At 62.0% G+C, this 25,452-nt stretch carries 27 protein-coding genes, 1 tRNA gene and 2 pseudogenes; 21 read left to right on the top strand and 9 right to left on the bottom strand.

Translation table 11 applies throughout. The annotated features are described in order from the left end of the window. Positions 1 to 89 precede the first annotated feature (89 nt). A complete protein-coding gene (locus AB5S05_RS02640) occupies positions 90 to 1,499 on the bottom strand; it encodes a PilZ domain-containing protein (protein ID WP_369285878.1) in 1,410 nt (469 codons plus the stop codon). A gap of 30 nt (positions 1,500 to 1,529) precedes the next feature. Here AB5S05_RS02640 and AB5S05_RS02635 point away from each other — a divergent pair, with 30 nt between their 5' ends. Together AB5S05_RS02635 and AB5S05_RS02630 are read left to right on the top strand one after the other, a co-directional pair. Then, positions 1,530 to 2,006: a TlpA family protein disulfide reductase gene (locus AB5S05_RS02635; RefSeq protein WP_369285877.1), complete on the top strand. Its 477-nt coding sequence runs from the start codon at positions 1,530 to 1,532 to the stop codon at positions 2,004 to 2,006. Positions 2,007 to 2,010: 4 nt separating this feature from the next. Further along, positions 2,011 to 2,286, top strand: a complete 276-nt coding sequence (locus AB5S05_RS02630) for an acylphosphatase (protein ID WP_369285876.1) — start codon at positions 2,011 to 2,013, stop codon at positions 2,284 to 2,286. Between the two features lie 6 nt (positions 2,287 to 2,292). On the opposite strand, the gene AB5S05_RS02625 is transcribed toward AB5S05_RS02630, so the two are convergent. Genes AB5S05_RS02625 through AB5S05_RS02615 form a run of 3 tightly spaced genes read right to left on the bottom strand, consistent with a single transcriptional unit; the run spans position 2,293 to position 5,567 of the window. Then, on the bottom strand, positions 2,293 to 2,865 hold the full coding sequence (locus AB5S05_RS02625; RefSeq protein WP_369285875.1) for a transglycosylase SLT domain-containing protein: 573 nt from the start codon (positions 2,863 to 2,865) through the stop codon (positions 2,293 to 2,295). 7 nt (positions 2,866 to 2,872) lie between these two features. Beyond that, positions 2,873 to 3,826 carry a hypothetical protein gene (locus AB5S05_RS02620; protein ID WP_369285874.1) on the bottom strand — a complete coding sequence of 318 codons (954 nt, stop codon included), beginning with the start codon at positions 3,824 to 3,826 and terminating at the stop codon, positions 2,873 to 2,875. Between the two features lie 25 nt (positions 3,827 to 3,851). Next, positions 3,852 to 5,567 carry a proline--tRNA ligase gene (locus AB5S05_RS02615; RefSeq protein ID WP_369285873.1) on the bottom strand — a complete coding sequence of 572 codons (1,716 nt, stop codon included), beginning with the start codon at positions 5,565 to 5,567 and terminating at the stop codon, positions 3,852 to 3,854. Positions 5,568 to 5,681: 114 nt separating this feature from the next. Here AB5S05_RS02615 and AB5S05_RS02610 point away from each other — a divergent pair, with 114 nt between their 5' ends. Further along, positions 5,682 to 6,089, top strand: coding sequence for a PaaI family thioesterase (locus AB5S05_RS02610; protein WP_369286333.1), 408 nt, complete (start codon positions 5,682 to 5,684; stop codon positions 6,087 to 6,089). A 91-nt stretch (positions 6,090 to 6,180) separates the two neighbouring features. Here AB5S05_RS02610 and AB5S05_RS02605 read toward each other — a convergent pair whose 3' ends face one another. Further along, positions 6,181 to 7,500 (bottom strand): OprD family porin, encoded by a 1,320-nt coding sequence (locus AB5S05_RS02605; protein ID WP_369285872.1) that lies wholly within the window; start codon positions 7,498 to 7,500, stop codon positions 6,181 to 6,183. Positions 7,501 to 8,219: 719 nt separating this feature from the next. On the opposite strand from AB5S05_RS02605, the gene AB5S05_RS02600 reads away from it, so the two are divergent. Beyond that, complete coding sequence (locus tag AB5S05_RS02600; RefSeq protein ID WP_369285871.1) at positions 8,220 to 8,642, top strand: HIT family protein; 423 nt, start codon at positions 8,220 to 8,222, stop codon at positions 8,640 to 8,642. A gap of 3 nt (positions 8,643 to 8,645) precedes the next feature. Further along, a complete protein-coding gene (locus AB5S05_RS02595) occupies positions 8,646 to 8,852 on the top strand; it encodes a SlyX family protein (protein ID WP_369285870.1) in 207 nt (68 codons plus the stop codon). 60 nt (positions 8,853 to 8,912) lie between these two features. Here AB5S05_RS02595 and AB5S05_RS02590 read toward each other — a convergent pair whose 3' ends face one another. The 4 genes and pseudogenes from AB5S05_RS02590 to AB5S05_RS02575 form a co-directional block, all read right to left on the bottom strand. Continuing rightward, complete coding sequence (locus tag AB5S05_RS02590) at positions 8,913 to 9,140, bottom strand: cold-shock protein (RefSeq protein ID WP_369286332.1); 228 nt, start codon at positions 9,138 to 9,140, stop codon at positions 8,913 to 8,915. Between the two features lie 54 nt (positions 9,141 to 9,194). Further along, positions 9,195 to 9,515: pseudogene (locus AB5S05_RS02585) on the bottom strand (cold shock domain-containing protein membrane protein); the annotation flags it as partial. A gap of 166 nt (positions 9,516 to 9,681) precedes the next feature. Further along, positions 9,682 to 10,749, bottom strand: coding sequence for a GGDEF domain-containing protein (locus AB5S05_RS02580; RefSeq protein WP_369285869.1), 1,068 nt, complete (start codon positions 10,747 to 10,749; stop codon positions 9,682 to 9,684). A gap of 176 nt (positions 10,750 to 10,925) precedes the next feature. Beyond that, positions 10,926 to 11,396 carry a Dps family protein gene (locus AB5S05_RS02575; RefSeq protein WP_369285868.1) on the bottom strand — a complete coding sequence of 157 codons (471 nt, stop codon included), beginning with the start codon at positions 11,394 to 11,396 and terminating at the stop codon, positions 10,926 to 10,928. A 577-nt stretch (positions 11,397 to 11,973) separates the two neighbouring features. Here AB5S05_RS02575 and aspS point away from each other — a divergent pair. The 16 genes and pseudogenes from aspS to nadA all read left to right on the top strand — a co-directional run bounded on the left by aspS (position 11,974) and on the right by nadA (position 25,211). Beyond that, entirely contained in the window at positions 11,974 to 13,749 is a 1,776-nt protein-coding gene (aspS, locus tag AB5S05_RS02570; protein ID WP_369285867.1) for an aspartate--tRNA ligase, read from the top strand. An 82-nt stretch (positions 13,750 to 13,831) separates the two neighbouring features. Then, on the top strand, positions 13,832 to 14,578 hold the full coding sequence (locus AB5S05_RS02565; RefSeq protein WP_369285866.1) for a YebC/PmpR family DNA-binding transcriptional regulator: 747 nt from the start codon (positions 13,832 to 13,834) through the stop codon (positions 14,576 to 14,578). A 168-nt stretch (positions 14,579 to 14,746) separates the two neighbouring features. Next, positions 14,747 to 15,271 (top strand): crossover junction endodeoxyribonuclease RuvC, encoded by a 525-nt coding sequence (ruvC, locus tag AB5S05_RS02560; RefSeq protein ID WP_369285865.1) that lies wholly within the window; start codon positions 14,747 to 14,749, stop codon positions 15,269 to 15,271. Positions 15,272 to 15,291: 20 nt separating this feature from the next. Then, positions 15,292 to 15,897: a Holliday junction branch migration protein RuvA gene (gene ruvA / locus AB5S05_RS02555; protein WP_369285864.1), complete on the top strand. Its 606-nt coding sequence runs from the start codon at positions 15,292 to 15,294 to the stop codon at positions 15,895 to 15,897. A 122-nt stretch (positions 15,898 to 16,019) separates the two neighbouring features. Then, on the top strand, positions 16,020 to 17,072 hold the full coding sequence (ruvB, locus tag AB5S05_RS02550) for a Holliday junction branch migration DNA helicase RuvB (RefSeq protein WP_369285863.1): 1,053 nt from the start codon (positions 16,020 to 16,022) through the stop codon (positions 17,070 to 17,072). Positions 17,073 to 17,122: 50 nt separating this feature from the next. After that, positions 17,123 to 17,597, top strand: a pseudogene (ybgC, locus tag AB5S05_RS02545) (tol-pal system-associated acyl-CoA thioesterase). Further along, complete coding sequence (gene tolQ, locus AB5S05_RS02540) at positions 17,578 to 18,273, top strand: protein TolQ (protein ID WP_369285861.1); 696 nt, start codon at positions 17,578 to 17,580, stop codon at positions 18,271 to 18,273. Before ybgC ends, tolQ begins: the two are co-directional and overlap by 20 nt. A 30-nt stretch (positions 18,274 to 18,303) precedes the next feature. Continuing rightward, positions 18,304 to 18,756 carry a protein TolR gene (gene tolR / locus AB5S05_RS02535; RefSeq protein WP_369285860.1) on the top strand — a complete coding sequence of 151 codons (453 nt, stop codon included), beginning with the start codon at positions 18,304 to 18,306 and terminating at the stop codon, positions 18,754 to 18,756. Then, entirely contained in the window at positions 18,753 to 19,751 is a 999-nt protein-coding gene (tolA, locus tag AB5S05_RS02530) for a cell envelope integrity protein TolA (RefSeq protein WP_369286331.1), read from the top strand. The genes tolR and tolA overlap by 4 nt, the downstream gene beginning before the upstream one ends. Beyond that, positions 19,748 to 21,046 (top strand): Tol-Pal system beta propeller repeat protein TolB, encoded by a 1,299-nt coding sequence (tolB, locus tag AB5S05_RS02525; RefSeq protein WP_369285859.1) that lies wholly within the window; start codon positions 19,748 to 19,750, stop codon positions 21,044 to 21,046. The genes tolA and tolB overlap by 4 nt, the downstream gene beginning before the upstream one ends. A gap of 45 nt (positions 21,047 to 21,091) precedes the next feature. Further along, entirely contained in the window at positions 21,092 to 21,589 is a 498-nt protein-coding gene (pal, locus tag AB5S05_RS02520) for a peptidoglycan-associated lipoprotein Pal (RefSeq protein ID WP_369285858.1), read from the top strand. A 6-nt stretch (positions 21,590 to 21,595) separates the two neighbouring features. Next, positions 21,596 to 22,411, top strand: coding sequence for a tol-pal system protein YbgF (ybgF, locus tag AB5S05_RS02515; RefSeq protein WP_369285857.1), 816 nt, complete (start codon positions 21,596 to 21,598; stop codon positions 22,409 to 22,411). 118 nt (positions 22,412 to 22,529) lie between these two features. Beyond that, positions 22,530 to 23,177: a 7-carboxy-7-deazaguanine synthase QueE gene (queE, locus tag AB5S05_RS02510; protein ID WP_369285856.1), complete on the top strand. Its 648-nt coding sequence runs from the start codon at positions 22,530 to 22,532 to the stop codon at positions 23,175 to 23,177. 45 nt (positions 23,178 to 23,222) lie between these two features. Then, entirely contained in the window at positions 23,223 to 23,897 is a 675-nt protein-coding gene (gene queC, locus AB5S05_RS02505; protein ID WP_369285854.1) for a 7-cyano-7-deazaguanine synthase QueC, read from the top strand. 58 nt (positions 23,898 to 23,955) lie between these two features. Then, positions 23,956 to 24,031, top strand: a tRNA-Lys gene (locus tag AB5S05_RS02500). A gap of 121 nt (positions 24,032 to 24,152) precedes the next feature. Continuing rightward, the gene (nadA, locus tag AB5S05_RS02495) at positions 24,153 to 25,211 is read left to right on the top strand and encodes a quinolinate synthase NadA (protein ID WP_369285853.1); all 1,059 of its coding nucleotides are present in this window, start codon (positions 24,153 to 24,155) and stop codon (positions 25,209 to 25,211) included. The last annotated feature ends 241 nt before the right edge of the window (positions 25,212 to 25,452 follow it).

The following is a 25,452-nucleotide window of genomic DNA, read 5'->3' as shown; positions in this document are numbered from 1 at the left end:
ACGAGTGCGAGCAATTATATGCAGGGTCCTGCCGACGAAACCGTGCACTTTGCCGATATTCGGCGTGACCCGTCTCGCAGTTCCAGGGTTTATCCCAGGTGCAGCGGGTGACGGGTGACGACGGTAGTGCCGAGGTTGGCCGCGGGCAATGGCAGCACGGTCTGGTTGAGAGCGCTGGCCAGTTGCAGCCAGAGGTTCTCCCCTTCGCCAAATTGGCCATTGGCCAGCCACAAGCCATGCTGCCAGCCGTTGCCGGGCGATGGGGTACTCTGCAGTACGCCCAGGTGGGTTTGCGCGCTCGGTGCGCGGCGCAGCCAGACCGGCCGCGCCAGCCCCTTCAGGTAGCGCAGGCCCAGGTGCAGGCCTTCGCCGTTGATGTGTCGCCAGCGCACCAGCGCCAGGGTTGGCGATCCGCTGCTGGCCATTAGCAGAACCAGTTGGCCGACGTCCAGCCGCCCCGAGTTGTCAGCAGTGCACAGCAGACGCGCGCCGCCTGGGCTGACATCGAGCATCTGCGCGCTCAGCTGTGGTGGGCGCTGCCCAGCTAGGTCGGCATGAATGGCCGCCAGACCAATCACCAGCCGGCATTGTGCCTCATGCTCGGTGCGCGGGTGGCGTCGTTGCTGACGACCCATCCAGTGGGGCTTGACCCGTTCGAGCAGTTGCCGGTCGCCGCTGCTCTGCAGGGGGGCGGGCTCATCCAGGGCAATCAGCAGGGCGCCCACCTCGAGGCGGCGCAGGTGCTCGCGCCCGCCATCGGCCAGGCGGGCATAGCCCAGGCAGGGTTGGGCTTCGGTCAGGTCGACGATGGGCGCATCCGATTCATCGTCCTCATCCAGCGGCTGCAGGCGCGCTAGTTCGGCCAGGGGGGCAAGGGCACCGAACAGTTGCGGACACTCGCCCTCGGTCAGGTGAAACGGGTTGCTCAGGGCGAGTAGCAGCATCTGCTGATAGAGGCCGCGCGGGGTGCTGGCCGGCGGCGGCTGAAATGCCGCGGCAACGGGCTCATCCAGGCAGTCATGCTGTTCGGCAAGCCAGTACAGCAGGTGGCTGTCACGCCACAGTGCCGGTGGTGGCTCCTGATACAGCTGGTAATGCCGCAGCAAACCTTGCGCATGGAAGTGCTGGGCCATGTACAGGCACCAGGCCAGATGTGGTCGCGAGGGTTGCCGGCCCTGGAACATCTGCAGCAGCAGGCGTTTGAAGCCGTTTGCCAGCTCGCTGCACAGGCGCACGAACAGTGGCGAGGGCGGTGTGCCTGTGCAGCAGGCGGCGGCGTAGTGGCGATACTCATCGCTACAGCTTTGCAAGGCCCGTTGCCTTTCGAGTAAGGTCATGGCGCTGCGGTTGAGTCGAAACAGCAGGCCGAGCGCTTCCTGCAGCGCGAGCTCCCGGGCCTGTAGACGCGCCCTGGCCAGTTGCTCGTTGAGGTCGGCCAAGGCAGTGGCCTCTCCTTCGAGGATGTCCGGCACTTCCAGGTGCAAGGCATTCAGTGTCATATCAACCCTGCATGGGCGAGGATCGAATGCATGGGAACGCGGCTCCAGGCTGTTATTCGTATGGTTACAGGGATGAGTCTCGGCTTGTTGCTGGCGGCGTGCGGCGAGGATCTCGGCGTCGACCAGTCTGGACGAAAGGTACCGGCTGGACGGCTGGAAGGCCAGTGGTTGGTCATCAATTACTGGGCCGAATGGTGTGCGCCCTGTCGTACCGAGATTCCCGAGCTGAATGCGCTGGACAGGCAGCTTGGCGACTGGGCCAGTGTCGTGGGGGTCAACTTCGACGGCTTGCAGGGCGCGCAACTGAGCGGCGCGGTGCAGGCTTTGGGGATCGAGTTCACCGTGCTGGCACAGGATCCTTCGGCGCGCTTTGGACTGCCGCGCCCGCAGGTGCTACCGGCGACTTTTATCGTCGACGATCGGGGGCGGCTGCGCGAGCGATTGGTCGGCGAGCAGACGGCGGCCGGTTTGAGTGAGCGACTGGCGGCCCTACAAGTGGAGAAATAGCCCTATGGCCCGAGTGTGCAAGCATGGTTACGTGAGCGGCAAGGTGCAGGGCGTGTATTTTCGTCAGGCCACTGCCGAGGAGGCCGAGCGCCTGGGCTTGGATGGCTGGGTGCAGAACCTGGGCGATGGCCGTGTCGAGGTCCTGTTCGAGGGCGAAGAGGCGGCTGTGCATGAGCTGGCAGCCTGGCTGGAGCGGGGACCGAGTGCGGCCAAGGTGGACTCGGTTGAGCTACAGGAACAGGGGGTGCAGGGCATCGCCGGTTTCATCGTGCGGCGCTGATTCGGCTCAGGGCTTGACGTACCAGAAGTCGTACCAGAAGCCGATGACCTTGGTCGGGTAGGCCTGCCGACCGAGGCTGCCGTTGTAGCGCGCCAGGGCGCGGCTGAGATTGCCGTTTTCCTTGCGCAGGTAAAAGCTCAGGATGGTGCAGCCGTAGCGCAGGTTGGTGGCATTGTCGGTGAGATTGTCCTGGGGGCGGCCCAGTTCCGCCTTCCAGAACGGCATGACCTGCATCATGCCTTGCGCGCCGGCCGAGGAAATGGCGAAACGGTCGAAGTGGCTCTCGGTGTGAATCAAGGCCAGCACCAGCTCGGGACGCAGCCCCGCCTTGCTGGCTTCGCGATGGACCAGGCGGAGCAGCTCCAGGCGTTGCTGCGGATCGGCGATGTAGGGTGTCAGGCGGGTGGACATGTCCAGCAGCCAGACCTGTGCCTCGAAACGATCCTGAAAGCTGTCGGCTTCGGCCACGGTGCGCTGCAGCAACGCGCGCAGCTCCGGCTCGGGTGCCTGGCGCACGCTGGCCTGGACGTCCAGGCCAGCCAGGCTCAGCAGCCATACCAGGAGCAGACGCCCTGCCATGTTCGACTCAGTCGCCGCCAGGATCGGCGACCAGGCGTCCGGCATCCTGCATCAGCGCCCGCAAGAAGGTCTCCTGCAGCTCCGGGTCGTTGCGGGTGAGTTCGATCAGGCTCTGCTCCAGCTCGCTGGCCTCCTCCTCGAGGCCCAGTTCGGACAAGCGCTTGACCCGATGCACCCACTGTTTGATGTCATCGCCTTCCAGGTCGTCGTAGATCAGTGCGTGCGCCTCCTGCAGCTTGCCGCGCAAGGTGCGGCCAACCATCAGCGTCGCCTCGGCGCGGGTCGAGTCCTGCGAATCTTCCACGCTCAGCAGCAGGGTGCCGGTGCGGCTGGCATCCTGTTCGTTGAATGGTCCGTCCAGCAGGTTGAGGTGCAGCACGCCGTTGCGGTCGGTGAGCAGCTCATGCTTCTGCTCGCCTGCCTTGACCAATACCGGGCGCTCGTCCCAGGGCAGGCTGGAGTACTCCATGCGGGCGTCCTGGCGGTGCTCTTCGAGGCTCGCGAGGTTCTGCTGCGAGCGCCCATTCGACTCGACGTTCATCAGCGGGTTGAGGCCGGCAAAGCCGTAACTGATCCAGTCCTTGGTAGCGCTGTCCGGCAGGCTTCCGAGCAATGCCACGTTGAGTACGTTGGCGCCAATGCCGGCGACCACGGCAACGGCGCCCAGTGGCACTTCGTACAGTTCGCGCCAGATCTGGTACGGCGTGTAGCGATCGTAGCGGCGGGTCACCTCGAAGACGGTGACTTCGAAGGTCTTCTGTTCGTGCACGCGGATGCGCCGCTGCGGCAGCTCAAGCACACGCGGTTCGCCCACGTCGATTTGCAGGCTGTGGTCGAGCAGGTTGCGCTCGATACGTTCCTCGTGCTCGCTGCGCTGTGGCAACTGGTTGGCACAGCCGCTGAGGAAAACGGCGCCGCACAGGGCGGCGCCGAAAAGGTGCAAGGTGTTTCGCTTGAGCATGACGACTCTTGTCAAAAGGCTGAGATCAGCGGCGGATGCGGGCCTGGATGAACGGCAGGATATCGGCAGCCGGAACCACCTGGGGCTCGGACTCCTGACGGCTCTTGTATTCCAGGTTGCCCTCGGCCAGACCGCGGTCGCTGATGACGATACGGTGCGGGATGCCAATCAGTTCCATGTCGGCGAATTTGATGCCCGGACTGGTCTTCTTGTCACGGTCATCGAGCAGCACCTCGAAGCCGGCCGCGGTCAGCTCGGCGTAAAGGTTGTCGGTCGCCTCGCGTACCGCTTCGGTTTCGTAGCGCAGCGGCACCAGGGCAATCTGGAACGGCGCGAGGGCGTCGTTCCAGACAATGCCGCGCTCGTCGTTGTTCTGTTCGATGGCGGCGGCGACCACGCGCGATACGCCGATCCCGTAACAACCCATGGTCAGGACGGTGGGCTTGCCGTTCTCGCCCATCACGGTGCAATTCATGGCTTCGCTGTACTTGCTGCCCAGCTGGAAGATGTGCCCGACTTCGATGCCGCGCTTGATCACCAGGCTGCCCTGTCCGTCCGGGCTGGGGTCGCCGGCGACGACGTTACGCAGGTCGGCGACTTCGGGTAGTGGCAGGTCGCGCTCCCAGTTGACGCCGAAGTAGTGCTTGTCATCGATGTTGGCGCCGATGGCGAAGTCGCTCATCAGGGCAACCGAGCGGTCGACGATGCACGGCAGCGGCAGGTTCAGTGGGCCCAGCGAGCCGGCGCCGGCACCGATGGCGGCGCGCAGTTCGGCTTCGGTCGCCATTGTCAGGGGGCTGGCGACCTGGGCCAGGTTGCCGGCCTTGATCTCGTTCAGCTCGTGGTCGCCGCGAATGATCAGGGCGATCAGCTGACCGTCCTCGGCGCCGCGCACCACCAGGGTCTTGATGGTCTTCTCGATAGGCAGGTCATAGCCTTCGACCAGGTCATTGATGGTCTTGGTATTGGGTGTGTCGACCAGGCGCATCTGCTCGGTGGCGGCGCCGCGGGCCGTCTCGCGCGGAATCGCCTCGGCCTTCTCGATGTTGGCGGCGTAATCGGAGCTGTCGCTGAAGGCGATGTCGTCTTCACCGGATTCGGCCAGTACGTGGAACTCGTGGGAACCGGTGCCGCCGATCGAGCCGGTGTCGGCCTGTACCGGTCGAAAGTTCAGGCCCAGGCGGCTGAATACATTGCAGTAGGCCTGGTGCATGCGGTCGTAGGTCTCTTGCAAGGAGGCCTGGTCGGCATGGAAGGAGTAGGCGTCCTTCATGATGAATTCGCGGCCGCGCATCAGACCGAAGCGCGGGCGAATCTCGTCGCGGAACTTGGTCTGGATCTGGTACAGGTTGAGCGGCAGCTGCTTGTAGCTGCTCAGTTCGTTGCGGGCCAGGTCGGTAATGACCTCCTCGTGGGTCGGCCCGACGCAGAACGCGCGGTCGTGACGGTCCTTTAGGCGCAGCAGCTCCGGCCCGTACTGCTCCCAGCGACCGGACTCCTGCCACAGCTCTGCCGGCTGGATGGCGGGCATCAGTACTTCGAGGGCGCCGGCGGCGTTCATTTCCTCGCGCACCACTTTCTCCACCTTGCGCAGCACGCGCAGGCCCAGCGGCAGCCAGGTGTAGAGGCCCGAGGCCAGTTTGCGGATCATCCCGGCACGCAGCATCAGCTGATGGCTGATCACCACGGCATCGGACGGGGTTTCTTTCAAGGTCGAGAGCAGGAACTGACTGGTGCGCATATTTGGCCGTTCTGTCGGTTGCGAGGGCATTTGCTAGGTCGGCATTGTACGGTGCCTGTACAGATGCGTATAGGATCCAGGCACGTCGCAAGAGAGGAGGGCGAGGTCTTGTTATTGACTGCTGAGCAAGTGCAGGCGCTGATTCGGGCGGGGTTGCCGATGGCCGAAGACATCAGTCTGTGTATCGACCGGCTGGACGCTCAAGGCGTGCTGGCGCGGGTGCCTTTTCACGCCAAGCTGGTGCGTCCCGGTGGCACGCTATCCGGGCCGACCCTCATGGCCTTGGCCGATGCCGCCATGTATGCGGTGGTGCTGGGGCGCTTGGGGCGGGTGGAGATGGCGGTGACCTCGAATCTGAATATCAACTTCCTGGTAAAGCCCAGGCCGGCCGATCTGCTTGCCGAGGCGACCATACTGCGCCTGAGTCGGCGCCAGGCGGTGTGCGAGGTGTCGCTGTATTCGGCGGGCAACGAAGAGGAGCTGGTGGCGCATGTCACAGGGACCTATGCGCTGCCGCTTTAAGGTGGGCGGCTGATCGATTGTTTAAGCAGTAATAAAGAAGAAGCCCGGCATAGGCCGGGCTTCTTCATGGTGCTATCGAATCGACGCTGGCTTACAGCACGCTCAGCGGGTATTCGACGATTACGCGTACTTCGTTGATATCGCCTTCGCCCTGGTCATCGTTGGCGCGGTGCACGGCATTGCGCACGCGAACGGACAGGTCTTTGGCGGCGCCGTTCTGTACTACGTACTTGGCTTCGATGTCACGTTCCCAGTGCTTGCCATCTGCACCGTAGAAACCAGCGTAGGCGCCGCTGGCGTCAGCTTTGGTGCCGTCGATGTTGTCACCGGTGGTGTAACGGGTCATGAAGGTCAAGCCCGGAACGCCGTACTCGGCCATGTTCAGGTCGTAGCGGGCCTGATAGGAGCGCTCTTCAGGGCCGTTAAAGTCGGAGTACTGAACCGAGTGGGCCAGCCAGATGGAGTCGCCGCCGATGTAGTCGTACGGAGTGTCGCCATTGACGCGCTGGTGGCCCAGGGAGAACTTGTGTGCGCCCAGGGTGTAAGCGGCAGTCAGGCTGAAGGTGGTGTTGCTGACGTCGCCCACCAGCTTGTCGCCAGTATCATTGGTGCGATACACGTTGAGGTCAAAGTTCAGGTTCTGACCGTCAGCGATCGGCAGGTTCAGGTTGGCGTTGCCGTAGTACTGGCGCCACATGTCTTCGGCTTCAGCGCCGTACAGGCCGACGCTCAGGTTGTCATTGATGCTGTAGAAGCCACCGATGAAGTCAACGCTTTCGGCATCGACGCCGGCATATTCGGCATTGAGCGGGTTGTCGGAGTTGGTCCCGCTTTGGGTGTTCTTGGCGGTGAAGTGACCTGCTTCCAGCGACAGGTTCTCGATTTCAGCGCTTTGCAGGCTGAAGCCAGTAGCGGTTTCCGGCAGCAGGCGGCTGTCGCCGGTATCGAATACCGGGGCGGCCGAGTACATTTCGCCGTACTTCAGGGTGGTATCGGAAATGCGTACTTTTACTGCGCCGTGAATCTCAGAGTAGTCGTCCTGCGCGCGGCCATCGTCACCCACTGGCAGCAGACCGGAGCCGACGGTGCCCTTGCCCGAATCCAGTTTCAGGCCCAGGAAGCCTTGAGCGTCGACGCCAAAACCAACGGTGCCCTGGGTGAAGCCGGATTGGTAGTTGGCCATGATGCCGTGAGCCCACTCTTCACGGTAGCCGGCAGGGTTGGCGGAACTGCTTGCGCCGTTGCTGGCGCCATTGCGGAAATCGCGGTTGAAGTAGTAGTTACGATTCAGGATGTTCAGGCTGCTGTCTTCAACAAAGCCCTTGGATTCGGACTGGCTCGAGGCTACTGCCATTTGGGTGGTACCCGCGGCTACTGCCAGGGCGATTACGCTCCACTTCATCACTTGCATCGTGATTGCTCCTTTGGTTTAGAAGAGTTGCGCCGCCCAAGTCATTGTTATATGGGCGGCTCTTTCTTTTTGTGTCGGCGCTAACTTATAGCACGCACGCTAAGTTGGCGATAGTTGCTATCTATTCGTTGCGCTTTCTTCATGGCTGTGTCGCAAAATCAGCTGAAGCATGTCGCAATTCTGTAGATTTTCACTTGCGTTCGCCAGCGCTGACGAATTCTGCAGTTCTGACCGTCGAAAATCCAGGTGCAGCCAGTGCCGCCGGGCTTTCGCCAAGTAGCGGCCAAACGTTAAGCAAGAGTCGTGCTCAAAGTACGTAAAGACTTTCTGGTTGCGCCGGACGGTGGGCAGCTGGCCTGTATGGCCGTGGGTGAGGGACTGTTTCGTGGGGGTAGCCGCTGTCTTGGGTTGTACGAGGGAGAGCAATTGCTGGGGGTTGCAAATGTGACCGCTTGGTGCTGTGCCTGGATGCTGGGTCGTTGTCGGTAACGTCTGAGGCGCTATTGATTACCGGAAGAAACGGCAAGGCGCGCAGAAGTGGTGCGTGCGGGGCGGGGTGGATGCGTGATGGTGCGTTGCTCTGCTCACAGGTGTGGGCAGTTGGTTGGGGGGTGAATCCAAGCAGGTCGCCGCGTATCCTGCGCGTCTATCGCGTGGGGTACGGCCTCTGGGTTATGGCGCTACGCTTAGCCTTGTAACTTGGTTGAACGGAGGGTGCTATGTTCGCCTTGGATTCACGCTTGCGCCAGGACACCTTGTCGCTGGGAGACTTTCCGCTGTGCCGTTTGTTGTTGATGAACGATTCGAATTATCCCTGGTTCATCCTGGTGCCGCGGCGCGAAGGGGTCAGCGAGTTGTTTCAGCTCGATGCGGCAGATCAGCGGGCGCTCTGGCAGGAAACGACGCTGTTGGCGGAAACGCTCAAGGATACGTTTGCCGCTGACAAGATGAATGTGGCGACCCTGGGTAACGTGGTCAGTCAGTTGCATATGCATGTGATCGTGCGGCGGCGTGACGATGCCGTCTGGCCGGCGCCGGTCTGGGGCAAGCTGGCGCCGCAGCCCTACAGTGAGGAGCAGGTGGCGGCGATCAAGGCCAAGTTACGCCTGGTGCTGACCGACAACTTCAGCTTCGAGGAGTGAACAATGAATGTGCAAGAGCGGGTTACCGAGTTGGAGAGTCGCCTGGCATTCCAGGACGATACCATTCAGGCGCTCAATGACGTGCTGGTGGCTCAGCAGCGGGCGCTTGAGCGGTTGCAGTTGCAGGTCGAGGCGCTGGCCAAGCGTCAGGAAGAGGCAAGCGGGCAGTTCGATATTGGTGAGGACGAGTCGCCGCCGCCCCATTATTAGTGGTTGCTGAAATGTAAAAGGCCCGCCACTCGACTGAGTGGCGGGCCTTTTTCTGTGGCGTCAGCGCCGAGCAGGTTGTGCGGCGATCACGTCTTCCGCTTGCAGGCCCTTGTCGCGCTGCATGACGGAAAATTCCACTCGCTGTCCTTCGACCAGTACGCGATGGCCTTCGCCACGAATGGCGCGAAAGTGAACGAAGATATCGTCGCCGGAATCGCGCGAAATGAAGCCAAAGCCCTTGGAGGTATTGAACCACTTGACCGTGCCGGTTTCACGGTCGGATGCGATGGCGGGCGACGCTTTGCTGCGGGTCTGCAGGCGCAGGTTGGTGGCCAGGTGCAGCAGTACCCCGGCGGTAATGATCAGCAGGCTGAACGCGCTGGCGGGCTGATTGCCGATGGTGGGAAGGGGGGCCAACAGGATCAGCGCTTGCAGCAGTGGGGCGAGGATCAACAGGGCAGATACCAGGTTTTGCAGGTGGTGACGCAGGCCGGCATGCCAGATCGGCAGCTGTGGCGCCAGCAGCAGGTTGAGCAGGCCGAACAGAGCCAGGGTCAGTGCGGCGGGGTCTTGCAAGAAGGGCTGATGGGTAAGGCCTAGGGTCGGGGCCAGGGACAGCAGTAATGCTGCAAGGCCGGTCAAAAGGTGGACGATTTTCAACATGGTCGATGAACTCACTTACTCGATGGGTATCCAGAATGAGCTGACTGCACAGGCTTCGCGATGAAAATGGGATGCGTTGCTGGTGCGTGCAGGGAAACAGCCTACGCGCCGGTCAGGTGGTAGGCGGCGCGCTGCTATTTAACAGTAAATGCGAGGGGGGCTCAAATCAGCTGGTTAGGGCTACTGCTGCGCTGGCCGGGTGGACCTGGTTGCGGCCATTGCGCTTGGCTTGATAGAGCGCGTCATCGGCGCGGGTCAATAGACTCTCCAGGTCGTCGCCGGGTTCGGCTAGCGCGAAGCCGAAGGAGGCGCTGATGCTATTGAGTGTCTGGTCGGTGCGCCGCACCTTGATGCGCAATGATTGAATCTTCAGGCGCAAGCGCTCGGCAAAGTCGCTGGCGCTGGCCGTATCGAAGCATTCACGCAAGATGATGCAGAACTCCTCGCCGCCGTAGCGGGCGGCGATGGCGCGCGGTGGCAGCATGTCGCGTAAAAGTTGGCCCACGTGCTGCAAGACCCGGTCACCCAGGGGGTGGCCATATTGGTCGTTGAACTGCTTGAAGTGATCGATATCCAGCATCACCAGGGCCAGGCCCTGATGGTCGCTGCTCAGCGCCTGCTCCAAGAGTCGGGTGAAGGCATTGCGGTTGAAGACTTGCGTCAGGCTGTCCAGGGTTGCTGCCACGTGGGCGCGTTCCAGCTGGCTGCGCAGCGTCAGGATCTCTTCTTGGGCCGAGCGCAGGCGGTAGAGGAATTTTTCCTGCTGGTCATGCATGAGCTGGGTGCTTTGCTGCAGCTCGTTGAGCACGCTCGGCAGATCGTCGATAAGCGGTTCCTGGAGCGCGGCCAGGCCATGCTTGAGGCTGGCCTGGTAGTCGCGGCTGCCGCTAACGCTGCGGGTAACGTCCACTTCGATATCGTCGACCAGCTCGATGACCTGCTGCTGGCCTTCCCGGGCTTCTTCCAGTTCGCCGCGAATGATGTAGTCGCGGAACAGTTTGCTCGCCGCCTCCGGCGGAAAGCTATTGAAGTCCTTGGCGATCTTGTCCATTCGACGGTTCAGCTCAGGCTCCGAGCCTTTGCTGTAGGTGTACCAGAGGGAATAGTGCAGTGGGGTGGGGGGGATGTCATGGCGCATCATCAGGGGCACGGCCTGCTTGAGAAAGCCCGCTGCTTCGCGGGTTTCCTCTGGATAGAGCTCTAGGATGCTTGGGGGTTTGATCGGCTGGGCCATGCACGTCACGGTGGCAAATTGCGAATGGGCCAAGCATAGAACAGCGCTGGGCCGCATGCCTAGCAAAAGCCGCGTGCGGGTAGGGGTTAATGTCGAGCCTGGTAGTGAGGCGCCTCGTTGCGGGAGTTGCCCAGCCCCTCGAGTGGGTGGTGGCTGGGCGGACTGGTTCGGTTCGCTCAGGCGTCGAGCAGGCTGCGCAGCATCCAGGCGGTTTTCTCGTGCACCTGCATGCGTTGGGTCAGCAAATCTGCCGTAGGTTCATCGCTGACCTTGTCCAGTAGCGGGAATATGCCGCGCGCGGTGCGTACCACGGCCTCCTGGCCCTGGACCAGTTGCTTGATCATTTCCTGGGCGCTGGGTACGCCTTCTTCCTCCTTGATCGACGCGAGTCGGGCATAGGCGGCATAGGTGCCGGGTGCCGGGAAGCCCAGGGCGCGTATGCGCTCGGCGATCAGGTCGACGGCCAGCGCCAGCTCGGTGTATTGCCCTTCGAACATCAGGTGCAGGGTGTTGAACATCGGGCCGGTAACGTTCCAGTGGAAGTTATGGGTTTTCAGATAAAGGGTGTAGGTGTCGGCAAGCAGGCGGGACAGGCCTTCGGCGATGGCTGCGCGATCCTGTTCGGCAATTCCGATATTGATTTCCATGTCGTCTCTCCTTTCGGTGGGCGCGGTTTCGCAATGATCCGAGACTAGCATGGCGATCTTGGGCGCAGTCTTTGCCTATTTGCATCGAAATTATGCATTTAAGCTATTGGCTTGTTGATCTCTATATGTCTTATCTATTGTTGCTCTGGAATAGCATGTCGTCGCGGCTCGGTCTCGGGTGTGGTGCGCGCAGGTGCAGGTGGTCGCGGTGGCCGTGCTTCCAGCAAACCCTGGGCATACCGAGAGCGCTTGGCGAGGCCGTGAGGATGCTTGTCGGCGCCCTCGGCGAGGCGCCGGAGTGAATAGGGATGAGTGCAAAGCCGTCCGGCGGGCGGCTGCAACTAGCGGCTTAACCATATATAATCCCGCGCTTTGTCACGGCGAGCCGGTTGGCGATGGCCTGGTACGGGCGCGTCGTTGCTTGCTTGGCGGTTTCGCCTGTTAGCGCAATTGCCGAGACTTTCGCCTACGCCTGTCGGCCTGGCTCGCCTGCCGTCAGCCTGCGGCACATCCGGTTAAGAGCGCCGGGATTGCTGTGGCCCAACGAATTCAAGACTCGAGAGAAGCGATTACCACCATGATGCGCAGCCACTATTGCGGGCAATTGAATCAGAGCCTGGACGGTCAGGAAGTCACCCTTTGCGGTTGGGTACACCGCCGTCGCGACCACGGCGGGGTGATCTTCCTCGACATTCGTGATCGTGAGGGCCTGGCGCAGGTGGTGTTCGACCCGGATCGTGCCGAGACTTTCGCCAAGGCTGACAAGGTGCGCAGCGAATATGTCGTCAAGCTGACCGGCAAGGTGCGGCTGCGTCCGGCCGGCGCGGTGAATCCGAACATGGCCTCGGGTGCCATCGAGATTCTGGGGTACGAGCTGGAGGTGCTGAACGAGGCGGAAACCCCGCCGTTCCCGCTCAACGAATACTCCGACGTCGGCGAGGAAACCCGCCTGCGTTATCGCTTCATCGATCTGCGCCGCCCGGAAATGGCCGAGAAGCTCAAGCTGCGCTCGCGCATCACCACCAGCATCCGCCGCTACCTGGACGAGAACGGCTTCCTCGATGTCGAGACGCCGATCCTGACCCGGGCCACCCCGGAAGGCGCGCGCGACTATCTGGTGCCGAGTCGTACCCATGCCGGTAGCTTCTTTGCCCTGCCGCAGTCGCCGCAGCTGTTCAAGCAACTGCTGATGGTGGCCGGCTTCGATCGCTACTACCAGATCGCCAAGTGCTTCCGCGACGAGGACCTGCGTGCCGACCGTCAGCCGGAGTTCACCCAGATCGACATCGAGACCAGCTTCCTCGATGAGCACGACATCATGGGTATCACCGAGAAGATGATCCGCCAGCTGTTCCGCGAAGTGCTGGACGTCGAGTTCGGTGAATTCCCGCACATGAGCTTCGCAGAGGCCATGCGTCGCTACGGCTCGGACAAGCCGGACCTGCGCATTCCGCTGGAGCTGGTCGACGTCGCCGATCAGCTCCAGGAAGTCGAGTTCAAGGTATTCAGCGGTCCGGCCAACGATCCGAAGTGCCGCGTCGCCGCGCTGCGCGTGCCGGGCGGGGCAAGCATGCCGCGCAAGCAGATTGATGACTACACCAAGTTCGTCGGTATCTACGGTGCCCGTGGCCTGGCCTATATCAAGGTCAACGAGCGCGCCAAGGGCGTCGAGGGCCTGCAGTCGCCGATCGTCAAGAACATCCCGCTGGACAACCTCAATGTGATCCTCGACCGCGTCGGTGCGGCCGATGGCGACATCGTGTTCTTTGGTGCGGACAAGGCCAAGATCGTCAGCGAGGCCCTGGGTGCGCTGCGTATCAAGCTGGGCCACGACCTCAACCTGCTGACTTGCGAGTGGGCGCCGTTGTGGGTAGTGGACTTCCCGATGTTCGAAGAGAGCGACGACGGCAGCCTGACCTCGCTGCACCACCCGTTCACTTCGCCAAGCTGCAGCGCGTCCGAGCTGGAAACCAATCCGGCCGTGGCCCTGTCGCGTGCCTATGACATGGTGCTCAATGGCACCGAATTGGGCGGCGGCTCCATCCGTATCCACGACAAGGGCATGCAGCAGGCGGTGTTCCGCGTGCTCGGCATCAGCGAGGAGGAGCAGCAGGAGAAGTTCGGCTTCCTGCTCGACGCGCTGAAGTACGGCGCCCCGCCTCACGGCGGCCTGGCCTTCGGCCTGGATCGTCTGGTGATGCTGATGACCGGCGCGCAGTCGATTCGTGAAGTGATTGCCTTCCCGAAAACCCAGAGTGCGGCCTGCGTGATGACCCAGGCGCCGGGCTTGGTGGACAACAAGGCATTGCGCGAGCTGCACATTCGCCTGCGCGAGCAAGCCAAGGCCGAATAAGCCGACCCAACAGGAGCCTGGTTTTGCCGGGCTCCTTGGTTATGGGCGATACAGTCTGATTCGAAGCAAGATGGAGTGAGATATGGCTGGTCATTCCAAATGGGCCAACATCAAGCACCGCAAGGGGCGTCAGGACGCCAAGCGCGGCAAGATCTTCACCAAGATCATTCGTGAGCTGACAGTGGCCGCCAAGAGCGGCGGGATTCCGGCGGATAACCCGCGCCTGCGTCTGGCGGTGGACAAGGCGCTGACCGCCAACATGACGCGCGACGTGATCGACCGTGCCATCGCCCGCGGCGCCGGCACCAACGAAGCCGACAACATGATCGAGCTGAGTTACGAGGGCTACGCACCGAGCGGTGTGGCCATCATCGTCGAGGCCATGACCGACAACCGCAACCGCACCGCCGCCGAAGTGCGCCACGCCTTCAGCAAGTGCGGTGGCAACCTCGGTACCGATGGTTCGGTGGCCTACATGTTCGAGCGCAAGGGGCACATCAGCTACGCACCGGGCGTGGACGAGGATGCCCTGATGGAAGCCGCCCTCGAGGCGGGCGCCGACGACGTGGTCGCTGCCGATGATGGCTCGGTCGAGGTCTACACTCCTTTTTCCGATTTTCACGCGGTCAACGAGGCGCTGGCCGAGGCCGGATTCAAGGGCGACGAGTCGGAGATTGCGATGATCCCGTCGATCGCCGCGCCCATCGAGGACCTCGAGACCGCACAGAAGGTGATCAAGCTGATCGATATGCTGGAGGATCTCGATGACGTGCAGAACGTCTATCACAATGCCGAGATCCCCGATGAGATCATGGAGCAGCTTGGCTGAGGTGATTGCAGTCTGAACGGGCCGGAAGTTGTCGGGCACTTGTGTCCAGACCCTTCCGGCTTTTTCTTGGGCCGTGACGGCGCACGGAGCTGGCCCTATACTTGCGGCCTGTATAAATAGACAGTGCGCTGATTGTCTGTATTGGGCGCGTAGAGGGGGGGGCAGGGCATGACATTGATTCTCGGCATCGACCCTGGCTCGCGAATTACCGGCTACGGGGTGGTACGTGATACGGGGCGAGGCTGCGAGTACGTCGCCTCCGGATGTATCCGCACCGGCAGTGGTGCGCTGGCTGAGCGGCTGCAGATCATTTTTCGTGGCGTGGGCGAAGTGATCCAGAATTACGGTCCTGTGACCATGGGCATCGAGCAGGTGTTCATGGCGCGCAACCCGGATTCCGCCCTGAAGCTGGGTCAGGCGCGCGGCGCGGCCATCGTCGCCGGCGTCGAGGCGGGCCTGGAAGTCAGCGAATACACCGCGACCCAGGTCAAGCAGGCGATCGCCGGTACAGGCGGGGCGGACAAGCAACAGGTGCAGATGATGGTCATGCATCTGCTCAAACTGGTGCAGAAGCCGCAAATCGACGCTTCCGATGCACTGGCCATCGCGCTCTGTCACGCCCATCACCGGCAGAGCCTGATTCCCCACGGTTTGTCAGCCGCCAAGCGGCGCAGCGGCCGTCTTCGTTTATAAGTAATTCAAGGAAAGCAGCGGTGATCGGACGTTTGCGCGGCACCCTGGCGGAAAAGCAGCCGCCGCATGTGATTGTGGATGTGAATGGCCTGGGCTACGAGCTGGAAGTGCCCATGACTACCCTGTACCGCTTGCCCGCCGTGGGTGAGCCGCTGACGCTGCATACCCACTTGGTGGTGCGTGAGGATGCTCATCTGCTGTATGGCTTCGCCGAGAAGCGTGAGCGCGAACTGTTTCGCGAATTGATCCGCCTCAATGGAGTCGGGCCGAAGCTGGCTCTGGCCTTGATGTCCGGCCTGGAGGTCGATGAGCTGGTGCGCTGCGTGCAGGCGCAGGACACCTCGATGCTGGTGAAGGTGCCTGGCGTTGGCAAGAAAACCGCCGAACGGTTGCTGGTCGAACTGAAAGATCGATTCAAAGCCTGGGAGACTGTACCGGCGATGGCCGCCCTGGTCGTGGAACCTCGTGGCTTGACTGCAGTCTCAAGCGCGGAGAGTGATGCGGTCAGCGCACTTATTTCTCTCGGGTACAAGCCGCAGGAGGCCAGTCGTGCAGTCTCGCTCATCAAGGAGGAGGGGTTGAGCAGCGAGGATATGATTCGTCGTGCCCTCAGGGGCATGGTCTAGGCGGTGAGCAGCACCTTTAACCGCGCACTGGTTTTTTCCGGGATATCTTGGTGGGCCTGCATGGTTCCCGCCGACCTCGCGTACTTAGCCCCACTTCAATGCCTTCCAGGACAGCCCAGCAGATGATCGAAGCAGACCGCCTGATTACCGCCAGCCCCCGCGATCGCGATGAGCAGGTGGACCGTGCCATCCGGCCGCTCAAGTTGGCCGACTATATCGGCCAGCCCAATGTGCGCGAACAGATGGGGCTGTTCATCCAGGCGGCCAGGGGGCGCAGCGAGGCACTCGACCATACCTTGATCTTCGGGCCGCCGGGGTTGGGCAAGACCACCCTGGCGAACATCATCGCCCAGGAAATGAACGTGTCGATCAAGAGTACCTCGGGGCCGGTACTCGAGCGACCGGGCGACCTGGCGGCGCTACTGACTAACCTGGAACCGGGCGATGTGCTGTTCATCGATGAAATTCATCGCCTGTCGCCGATCGTCGAGGAGGTGCTGTACCCGGCGATGGAGGACTTTCAGCTCGATATCATGATCGGCGAGGGGCCCGCTGCCCGCTCGATCAAGCTCGACCTGCCGCCATTCACCCTGGTGGGCGCCACCACTCGCGCCGGCATGCTGACCAATCCGCTACGCGACCGGTTCGGCATCGTTCAGCGCCTGGAGTTCTACAGCACGGGAGACCTGGCCACCATCGTCACCCGCTCGGCCGGCATTCTCGGTTTGCCGATCGAGGCCCAGGGCGCGTTCGAGATCGCCCGGCGCGCCCGTGGCACGCCGCGCATCGCCAATCGTCTGCTGCGGCGCGTACGCGATTTCGCCGAAGTGCGCGGTCAGGGCGACATCACCCGCGAGATCGCCGACCTGGCGCTGAACCTGCTGGACGTCGACGAGCGCGGCTTCGATCACCAGGATCGCCGGCTGCTGCTGACCATGATCGAGAAGTTCGATGGCGGGCCGGTAGGGGTCGACAACCTGGCGGCGGCGATCAGCGAGGAGCGCCATACCATCGAGGACGTGCTGGAGCCCTACCTGATTCAGCAGGGCTACATCATGCGCACCCCGCGAGGACGGGTGGTGACCCGTCATGCCTATCTGCACTTCGGCCTCAACCTGCCCAAACGCATGGGCGAGTCGCCAGCAGGCGATCTGTTCGACGGGGCTCTGGAGTAAAAAAATACTTGCTGTACCCAATTGGCAAGATCAGGAGCTAGCACTACAGTATGCACGCGCAAAACGGAGTTCAGCCATACGCCCATCGGTGTCGTGTTTATTACGAAGATACCGATGCCGGCGGCATCGTCTACTACGTCAATTACCTCAAGTTTATGGAACGGGCCCGCACCGAACGGCTGCGCGACCTGGGCTTTGCCCAGTCGGCGCTGGTAGGTGAGGGCCTGTTGTTCGTCGTGCATTCGGCCGAGGCGCGTTATCACGCGCCGGCCCGCCTGGATGACGAGTTGCTGGTCAGTGCGCAAGTTATCGAATTGAACCGTGCCAGCTTGCGATTTCGTCAGCAGGTCAGGCGAGTTGTGGATGATGTGCTGCTCTGCGAAGGGCAGTTTCTGGTGGCCTGTGTGCGCGCCGACAATTTGAAACCCCGGGCCATTCCCGAGTCGCTGCGTACGGCCTTTGCCGAGCAGGCCGACGCGGGGCCAGCCAAAGCAGGAGAGTAAGCGTGGAAGCCAACGCCGTTGACCATATGTCGATGTGGAGTTTGATCAGCAACGCCAGTCTGGTGGTGCAATTGGTGATGCTGACGCTGGTGGCCGCCTCGGTCACTTCCTGGGTCATGATCTTTCAGCGCAGCAATATGCTGCGCGCCGCCAAGCGTGCGCTGGATAACTTCGAGGATCGCTTCTGGTCGGGTATCGATCTGTCCAAGCTCTATCGCCAGGCGGGCAGCAACCCGGATCCTGACTCCGGGCTCGAGCAGATCTTCCGCGCCGGCTTCAAGGAATTTTCCCGCCTGCGCCAGCAGCCTGGCGTCGACCCTGATGCGGTGATGGATGGCGTGGCGCGCGGCATGCGCGTGGCCATCTCGCGCGAAGAGGAGAAGCTGGAGCACAGCTTGCCATTCCTGGCCACCGTCGGCTCGACCAGCCCCTATATCGGCCTGTTCGGTACCGTCTGGGGGATCATGAACTCCTTCCGCGGCCTGGCTCAGGTGCAGCAGGCGACCCTGGCGACCGTGGCGCCGGGGATTGCCGAGGCGCTGATCGCCACGGCGATTGGCCTGTTCGCGGCGATTCCGGCGGTGATCGCCTACAACCGTTTCTCCGCGCGCGGTGAGATGTTGATCGGTCGTTACTACACCTTCGCCGATGAGTTTCAGGCGATCCTGCACCGCAAGGTGCATACCTCCGACGACTAAGCCGCAGACGCTGAGGAAAGGTTTCAGGCCATGGCCAGAATTCGCAACAGACGCAAGCCCGTCGCCGAGATGAACGTGGTGCCCTACATCGACGTGATGCTGGTGCTGCTGGTGATCTTCATGGTGACCGCGCCGATGCTCAATCAGGGGGTCAAGGTCGACCTGCCGAAGGTCAGCAGTGAGGTCCTGCCGCAGGACAACAACGCCCAGGTGTTGACCATTTCGATCAAGGCCGACAAGTCCTACTACTGGAACATGGGCAGCGAGGTCGATGTCGATACCGTGCAGGAGCAGGCGCTGACCCTGGATGAAATGGTGCGTGCGGTAACGGCGATCCTCAACCAGAGCCGCAGCCAGGGCAAGCAGGTGCAGGTGCTGATGCGCGGCGACAAGGCCGTCGACTATGGCGCGGTAATGGCGGCCATGAGTGGTTTGCAGCAGGCTGACGTGGGCAACGTCGGGCTGATTACCGAGGCGCCCTGATGCAGCAGCGCGAGCCTTCTTCTTCGCAAAGCTATTTCTGGCCGGTGGTCTGGGCCCTGGCGTTGCATATCCTGATGTTCGCCATGCTGTTCGTCAGCTTTGCCTTCGCCCCGGATTTGCCGCCGGCCCGGCCGGTCATTCAGGCGACTCTCTATCAGTTGAAGTCGCAGAGCCAGGCGACCACTCAGACCAACCAGAAGATTGCCGGCGAAGCCAAGAAAACTTCGGCGCCGCAATACGAAACCGAGCAGTTGGAGCAGAAAAAGGCCGAGCAGCAGAAACTGGCCCAGGCCGAACAGCAGAAGCAGGCCGCTGCCAAGGCGGCGGAACAAAAGAAGGCCGAGGAGGCTCGAAAGGCTGTTGCGGCGAAGAAGGCCGAGGCTGAGAAGAAAGCTGCCGAGCAGAAGAAGCAGGCCGATCTCGCCAAGAAGAAAGCCGCCGAAGAGGCCGCCAAGAAGAAGGCTGCCGAGGACGCCAAGAAAAAAGCGGCCGAAGAGGCGAAGAAGAAAGCGGCGGAAGAGGCCAAGAAAAAGGCCGCCGCCGAGGCCGCGAAGAAGAAAGCCGCCGAGGATGCCAAGAAGAAGGCTGCCGAGCAGGCGCGCAAGGCGGCCGAGGACAAGAAAGCGGCGGCATTGGCAGAATTGTTATCCGATGATGTGCAGCATCAGCAGGCGCTCGCCGATACCCATGGCGACCAGGTGGCCGGCAGTCTCGATGATCTGATCGTTAAGCTGGTCAGCGAGCAGTGGCGCCGTCCGCCATCGGCACGTAATGGTATGAGCGTAGAGGTGATGATCGAGATGCTGCCCGATGGCACCATCATCAACGCCAGCGTCACCCGCTCAAGCGGTGATGCGCCTTTCGACAGTTCGGCCGTACAGGCGGTGCGTAACGTAGGGCGAATCGCCGAAATGCAACAGTTGGATCGTGCCACGTTCGACCGGCTTTACCGGCAGCGTCGTGCAGTCTTCAAACCGGAGGATTTAGGTCTGTGAATACCCTGATGCGTATTGTCCTGTTGGGGCTGGCCATGTTGGTCGGCAGCGTACAGGCGGCTGATCCCTTGGTGATCAGTAGCGGTACCGACCGCGCGACGCCGATTGCCGTGGTGCCATTCGGCTGGCAGGGCGGTACCGTGCTGCCCGAGGACATGGCGACCATCATCGGCAACGATCTGCGCAATTCCGGGGTGTTCGAACCGATCCCGCGGCAGAACATGATCAGCCTGCCGACCCAGGCCAGCGAGGTCATCTACCGCGACTGGAAGGCCTTGGGCGCCCAGTACGTGCTGGTCGGCAGCATGCTGCCCAACGCCGGCCGGCTGCAGGTGCAGTTTGCCCTGTTCAACGTGGCCACCGAGCAGCAGGTGATGACCGGCAGCGTGGGTGGCGGCATCGATCAGTTGCGCGACATGGCCCACCATATTGCCGATCAGGCCTTCGAGAAGCTGACCGGGGTCAAGGGTGCCTTTTCCACCCGCCTGCTCTACGTCACCGCCGAGCGATTCAGTGTCAACAACACCCGCTATACCCTGCAGCGCTCCGATTACGACGGCGCCCGCGCCGTGACCCTGCTGCAGTCGCGCGAGCCTATCCTGTCGCCGGCGTTTGCCCCGGATGGACGGCGGATCGCCTATGTGTCCTTCGAGCAGAAGCGCCCGCGGATTTTCGTCCAGCATATCGACACCGGCCGGCGTGAGCAGATCACCAATTTCGAAGGGCTAAACGGCGCTCCGGCCTGGTCGCCGGACGGCGGTCGGCTGGCCTTCGTGCTATCGCGCGACGGCAACCCGGAAATCTATGTCATGGACATGGGGTCGCGCCAGTTGCGCCGGGTGACCAATCACTACGCGATCGATACCGAACCTTTCTGGGGCAAGGATGGTCAGACCATCTACTTCACCTCCGATCGTTCGGGTAAGCCACAGATCTATAAAACCAACATCGGCAGCGGCTCGGTCGAGCGGGTTACCTTCGTGGGTAACTACAACGCCAACCCGAAGCTCTCGGCTGATGAGAAGACCCTCGTGATGATTCATCGTCAAGAGGGTTACACCGTGTTCAAGGTAGCGGCTCAAGACCTGCAGCGAGGCAATCTGCGGATCCTTTCAGACACCAGTTTGGATGAGTCGCCCACTGTCGCGCCGAATGGCACCATGCTAATCTACGCGACCCGCCAGCAGGGTCGGGGAGTCTTGATGTTAGCGTCCACCAATGGACGCGTGAGGCTCCCTCTTCCTACCGCTCAAGGCGAAGTTCGAGAGCCTTCCTGGTCCCCCTACCTGAACTGATGCGGTGCTACACCTAACTATTGCTTAACACACTGGGGTTACATGATGGAAATGCTGAAATTCGGCAAATTTGCTGCACTGAGTCTGGCTCTCGCCGTGGCTGTTGGTTGTTCCTCCAAGGGCGGTGACACCGCTGGCGAAGGTGCTGTGGATCCGAACGCTGGTTACGGTGCCGATGCAGGCTCCGTCGATGGCAGCATGAGCGAAGAAGCCGCTCTGCGCGCTATCACCACCTTCTACTTCGAGTACGACAGCTCCGACCTGAAGCCGGAAGCCATGCGCGCTCTGGACGTACACGCCAAGGACCTGAAAGGCAACGGCGCTCGCGTCGTTCTGGAAGGCCACGCTGACGAGCGCGGTACCCGCGAGTACAACATGGCTCTGGGCGAGCGTCGTGCCAAGGCCGTGCAGCGTTACCTGGTACTGCAGGGTGTTTCCCCGGCTCAGCTGGAACTGGTCTCCTATGGTGAAGAGCGTGCAGTTGCCACCGGCAACGACGAGCAATCCTGGGCTCAGAACCGCCGCGTCGAACTGCGTAAGTAATTCGTCATGCGTAAGTGCCGTCGCGCTATAACCGTTTTGGCGCTCTGCCTGCCGCTTGCGGCCTGGGCCGAGGTTCCCGTGGTGGATAACGATGCCGGTTACGGCGCCAGTTATCCGCCGGCTGGTTATGGCGCGTCCGGCGCCTACGTCGGGGGCGGGGCGCAAGCCCCGGCCTCGGCGCAGGGCATGCTGTTCAGCCAGTTGCAGCAGATGCAGCAGGAAATTGCGCAGCTGCGGGGCATGCTTGAAGAGCAGCAGAACGAAATTCAGCGTTTGAAGCAGGAGAGCCTGGAGCGCTATCAGGATCTTGATCGACGCTTGAGCGGTGGTGCGGCCAATGCCGGCACTACCCAGAATTCCCCGGTAAATGGTGCTGGTAGCGCCATTGACCCTTCGTCTGCAGCAGATCAGGCGCAAGCGCCTGTTGCTGCAGGGCCGGCCGACCCGGAGAAGGAGAAGCTGTTTTACGATGCAGCCTTCGACCTGATCAAGGCCAAGGATTTCGCCAAGGCCAGTCAGGCCTTCAGTGCCTTCCTGCGCAAGTACCCGAACAGCCAGTACGCGGGCAACGCCCAGTATTGGCTGGGTGAGGTCAACCTGGCGCAGGGCGATCTGCAGGGTGCCGGACAGGCCTTTGCCCGGGTCAGTCAGGCCTATCCGGAGCATGCCAAGGTTCCAGACTCGCTGTTCAAGTTGGCGGATGTGGAGATGCGCCTGGGCAATACCGATCGGGCCAAGGCCATCCTGCAGCAGGTGGTCGCGCGCTATCCCGGCAGTTCGGCTGCGCAGCTAGCGCAGCGAGACCTGCAGCGCCTGCCGTAAAAGCTGAGTCGGCGATCAACAAAACCCGCGCTTGTCGCGGGTTTTTTCGTTAGAATCGTCGCCCCTTTTCCCGCAACGGAGGCGGATGGCCTGTTTAGCCGTCACGCCCGTGGCTGATATGCAAGAAACCCTGCGCATTACCGAGATTTTCTACTCGCTGCAGGGGGAAACGCGCACCGCCGGCTTGCCGACCGTGTTCGTACGCCTCACCGGCTGTCCCCTGCGCTGCAACTACTGCGACACCGCCTATGCCTTCAGCGGTGGCGAACTCATGTCACTGGACGCCATCGTCGAGCAGGTCGCCGGCTACAGGCCGCGCTATGTCTGCGTGACCGGGGGCGAGCCGCTGGCGCAGCCCAATTGCATCGCCTTGCTCGAGCGCCTGTGCGATGCCGGTTACGAGGTCTCGCTGGAGACCAGTGGCGCGCTGGATGTGTCGGCGGTCGATCCGCGGGTCAGTAAGGTGCTCGACCTGAAGACCCCGGGCTCGGAAGAGGTGGCGCGCAACCGCTATGAGAATATCGAGTTGCTCACGCCGCATGACCAGGTCAAGTTCGTCATCTGTTCGCGCGAGGACTACGACTGGGCGGTGACCAAGTTGATCCAGTATCGCTTGCCGGAGCGCGCCGGCGAGGTGCTGTTCTCGCCGAGTCACCACGAGTTGAGCGCGCGCAGCCTGGCCGACTGGATCGTCACCGATAACCTGCCGGTGCGCCTGCAGATGCAGTTGCACAAGATTCTCTGGAACGACGAGCCCGGCCACTGACCGGTCGACCCGCCTTTCAGATTTTGTCTTAACGAGGATTTCGTCATGGGCGATAAAAAAGCGGTCATCCTGCTGTCCGGAGGGCTCGATTCGGCCACTGTGGTGGCGCTGGCCAAGGCCGAGGGCTACAGCTGCTACAGCATGAGCTTCGACTATGGGCAGCGCCATCGTGCCGAGCTGCAGGCGGCCGAACGGGTGGCGCAGCAGCTCGGTGTGGTCGAGCACAAGGTGATCGGGCTTAACCTCAATGGTATTGGCGGCTCGGCGCTGACCGACAGCAGCATCGAGGTGCCGGAGAGCCCGACCGAGGGCATCCCGGTGACCTACGTGCCGGCGCGCAATACCGTATTCCTTTCCCTGGCCCTTGGCTGGGCCGAGGTGCTGGGAGCGCGGGATATCTTCATTGGGGTCAATGCCGTGGACTACTCCGGCTATCCGGACTGCCGTCCGGAGTTCATCGAGGCGTTCGAGCGCATGGCCAACCTGGCGACCAAGGCCGGGGTCGAGGGGCAGGGCTTTCGCATCCAGGCGCCCTTGCAGCGCCTGAGCAAGGCCGAGATCGTCCAGGCCGGGCTGGGCCATGGCGTGGATTACGCGCTGACGGTGTCCTGCTACCAGGCCGATGATGATGGACGCGCCTGTGGCAAATGCGACAGCTGCCGCCTGCGCGCGGCTGGCTTTGCCGCGGCCGGGGTCGCCGACCCGACCCGGTATTTCTAAAAAAGTTTTCGCGAGGTGTTGAATTCCTGAATTAAATCAGTATTATACGCCTCGCGTTGGGTCGTTAGCTCAGTTGGTAGAGCAGTTGGCTTTTAACCAATTGGTCGTAGGTTCGAATCCTACACGACCCACCAACCTCCTTCCTTGCTTCATCTCGCTTCACTCCCCGTATCCCCGTCCTGTCTGCTCTCGCATAGTCAATCTGGCGGGTATACTCGAACTCCGCGCTGATAGACCTTCACAGGGCCTGATGACATGACGCAGATTTCCGAACGCCTTCTAGTCCAAGCTCATCTCGATGCCAAGCAGCCCAAGCCGCTGACGCCCGAGCAGGAAGCTTTCTACCGCGCCGAAATTGCCGCCGAGCTAAAGAAGCAGAACGCCGTGCTGGTGGCTCACTATTACTGCGATCCGGTGCTGCAGGCGTTGGCCGAAGAGACCGGTGGTTGCGTCTCCGACTCGCTGGAGATGGCCCGCTTCGGCAACCAGCACTCGGCGCAGACCGTGCTGGTGGCAGGGGTCAAGTTCATGGGCGAGACGGCCAAGATCCTCAATCCGGAAAAACGCGTGCTGATGCCGACGCTGGAGGCGACCTGCTCGTTGGACCTGGGTTGTCCAGTGGATGAGTTCGCCGCCTTCTGCGACCAGCATCCGCAGCGCACCGTGGTGGTGTATGCCAATACTTCGGCAGCAGTGAAGGCGCGGGCGGACTGGGTGGTGACCTCCAGTTGTGCGGTGGAGATCATCGAGCACCTGATGGATAACGGCGAGCGCATCATCTGGGCGCCGGACCAGCACCTGGGGCGCTACATTCAGCGCAAGACCGGTGCTGACATGCTGCTGTGGGACGGCGCCTGCATCGTTCACGAGGAGTTCAAGGCCAAGCAGCTCGAAGACATGAAGGCGCTGTACCCGGATGCTGCCGTGCTGGTGCACCCGGAGTCGCCGACGGCGGTGATCGAGCTGGCCGATGCGGTAGGCTCAACCAGCCAGCTGATTGCGGCGGCGCAGCGTCTGCCGAACAAGACCTTTATCGTCGCCACCGACCGCGGCATCTTCTACAAGATGCAGCAGCTGTGCCCGGACAAGGAGTTCATCGAGGCGCCGACCGCCGGCAACGGTGCGGCGTGCCGCAGTTGCGCGCACTGCCCGTGGATGGCGATGAATACCCTGCAGCGCACCCTCGAATGCCTGCGTGAAGGCAGTAACGAGATCCACGTCGACCCAGCGCTGATCCCCAGGGCGATCAAGCCGCTCAAGCGTATGCTCGACTTCACCCAGGCGGCACGCTTGAAGTTGTCGGGCAACGCCTGATTGGCGACCAATAAAAAAGGCCCGGCTAGTCCGGGCCTTTTTGTTGGCTATGTCCCAATGATGTGTTGCAAGAACTAATCTGAAAGGCAGGCATCCGCTCGGGAGGTCTGCCGATCATGGATACTCAAGCCTTTCACCACTGGCTGGCTCAACTAGGCCAGCTCAGCCCCCAGCAGAAATCCACGCTTCATCAAGCCCTGCAGAGCCCACCCACAACAGCGGTGCTTGATGACCTGCCGAC

Origin of the sequence: Pseudomonas zhanjiangensis, assembly GCF_041027545.1 — a bacterium.
GTDB classification, from domain to species: Bacteria; Pseudomonadota; Gammaproteobacteria; order Pseudomonadales; family Pseudomonadaceae; genus Aquipseudomonas; species Aquipseudomonas zhanjiangensis.
The sequence above is the reverse complement of the archived record's forward strand: the minus strand, read 5'-3'. Positions and strand labels throughout refer to the sequence as shown.

Excerpts from the sequence above, each read along its gene's own strand:
- AB5S05_RS02640 (WP_369285878.1), bottom strand. The coding sequence starts at position 1,499 with ATGACACTGAATGCCTTGCACCTGGAAGTGCCGGACATCCTCGAAGGA.
- AB5S05_RS02635 (WP_369285877.1), top strand. The coding sequence starts at position 1,530 with ATGGGAACGCGGCTCCAGGCTGTTATTCGTATGGTTACAGGGATGAGT.
- AB5S05_RS02630 (WP_369285876.1), top strand. The coding sequence starts at position 2,011 with ATGGCCCGAGTGTGCAAGCATGGTTACGTGAGCGGCAAGGTGCAGGGC.
- AB5S05_RS02625 (WP_369285875.1), bottom strand. The coding sequence starts at position 2,865 with ATGGCAGGGCGTCTGCTCCTGGTATGGCTGCTGAGCCTGGCTGGCCTG.
- AB5S05_RS02620 (WP_369285874.1), bottom strand. The coding sequence starts at position 3,826 with ATGCTCAAGCGAAACACCTTGCACCTTTTCGGCGCCGCCCTGTGCGGC.
- AB5S05_RS02615 (WP_369285873.1), bottom strand. The coding sequence starts at position 5,567 with ATGCGCACCAGTCAGTTCCTGCTCTCGACCTTGAAAGAAACCCCGTCC.
- AB5S05_RS02605 (WP_369285872.1), bottom strand. The coding sequence starts at position 7,500 with ATGCAAGTGATGAAGTGGAGCGTAATCGCCCTGGCAGTAGCCGCGGGT.
- AB5S05_RS02600 (WP_369285871.1), top strand. The coding sequence starts at position 8,220 with ATGTTCGCCTTGGATTCACGCTTGCGCCAGGACACCTTGTCGCTGGGA.
- AB5S05_RS02595 (WP_369285870.1), top strand. The coding sequence starts at position 8,646 with ATGAATGTGCAAGAGCGGGTTACCGAGTTGGAGAGTCGCCTGGCATTC.
- AB5S05_RS02580 (WP_369285869.1), bottom strand. The coding sequence starts at position 10,749 with ATGGCCCAGCCGATCAAACCCCCAAGCATCCTAGAGCTCTATCCAGAG.
- AB5S05_RS02575 (WP_369285868.1), bottom strand. The coding sequence starts at position 11,396 with ATGGAAATCAATATCGGAATTGCCGAACAGGATCGCGCAGCCATCGCC.
- aspS (WP_369285867.1), top strand. The coding sequence starts at position 11,974 with ATGATGCGCAGCCACTATTGCGGGCAATTGAATCAGAGCCTGGACGGT.
- AB5S05_RS02565 (WP_369285866.1), top strand. The coding sequence starts at position 13,832 with ATGGCTGGTCATTCCAAATGGGCCAACATCAAGCACCGCAAGGGGCGT.
- ruvC (WP_369285865.1), top strand. The coding sequence starts at position 14,747 with ATGACATTGATTCTCGGCATCGACCCTGGCTCGCGAATTACCGGCTAC.
- ruvB (WP_369285863.1), top strand. The coding sequence starts at position 16,020 with ATGATCGAAGCAGACCGCCTGATTACCGCCAGCCCCCGCGATCGCGAT.
- tolR (WP_369285860.1), top strand. The coding sequence starts at position 18,304 with ATGGCCAGAATTCGCAACAGACGCAAGCCCGTCGCCGAGATGAACGTG.
- pal (WP_369285858.1), top strand. The coding sequence starts at position 21,092 with ATGGAAATGCTGAAATTCGGCAAATTTGCTGCACTGAGTCTGGCTCTC.
- ybgF (WP_369285857.1), top strand. The coding sequence starts at position 21,596 with ATGCGTAAGTGCCGTCGCGCTATAACCGTTTTGGCGCTCTGCCTGCCG.
- queE (WP_369285856.1), top strand. The coding sequence starts at position 22,530 with ATGCAAGAAACCCTGCGCATTACCGAGATTTTCTACTCGCTGCAGGGG.
- queC (WP_369285854.1), top strand. The coding sequence starts at position 23,223 with ATGGGCGATAAAAAAGCGGTCATCCTGCTGTCCGGAGGGCTCGATTCG.
- nadA (WP_369285853.1), top strand. The coding sequence starts at position 24,153 with ATGACGCAGATTTCCGAACGCCTTCTAGTCCAAGCTCATCTCGATGCC.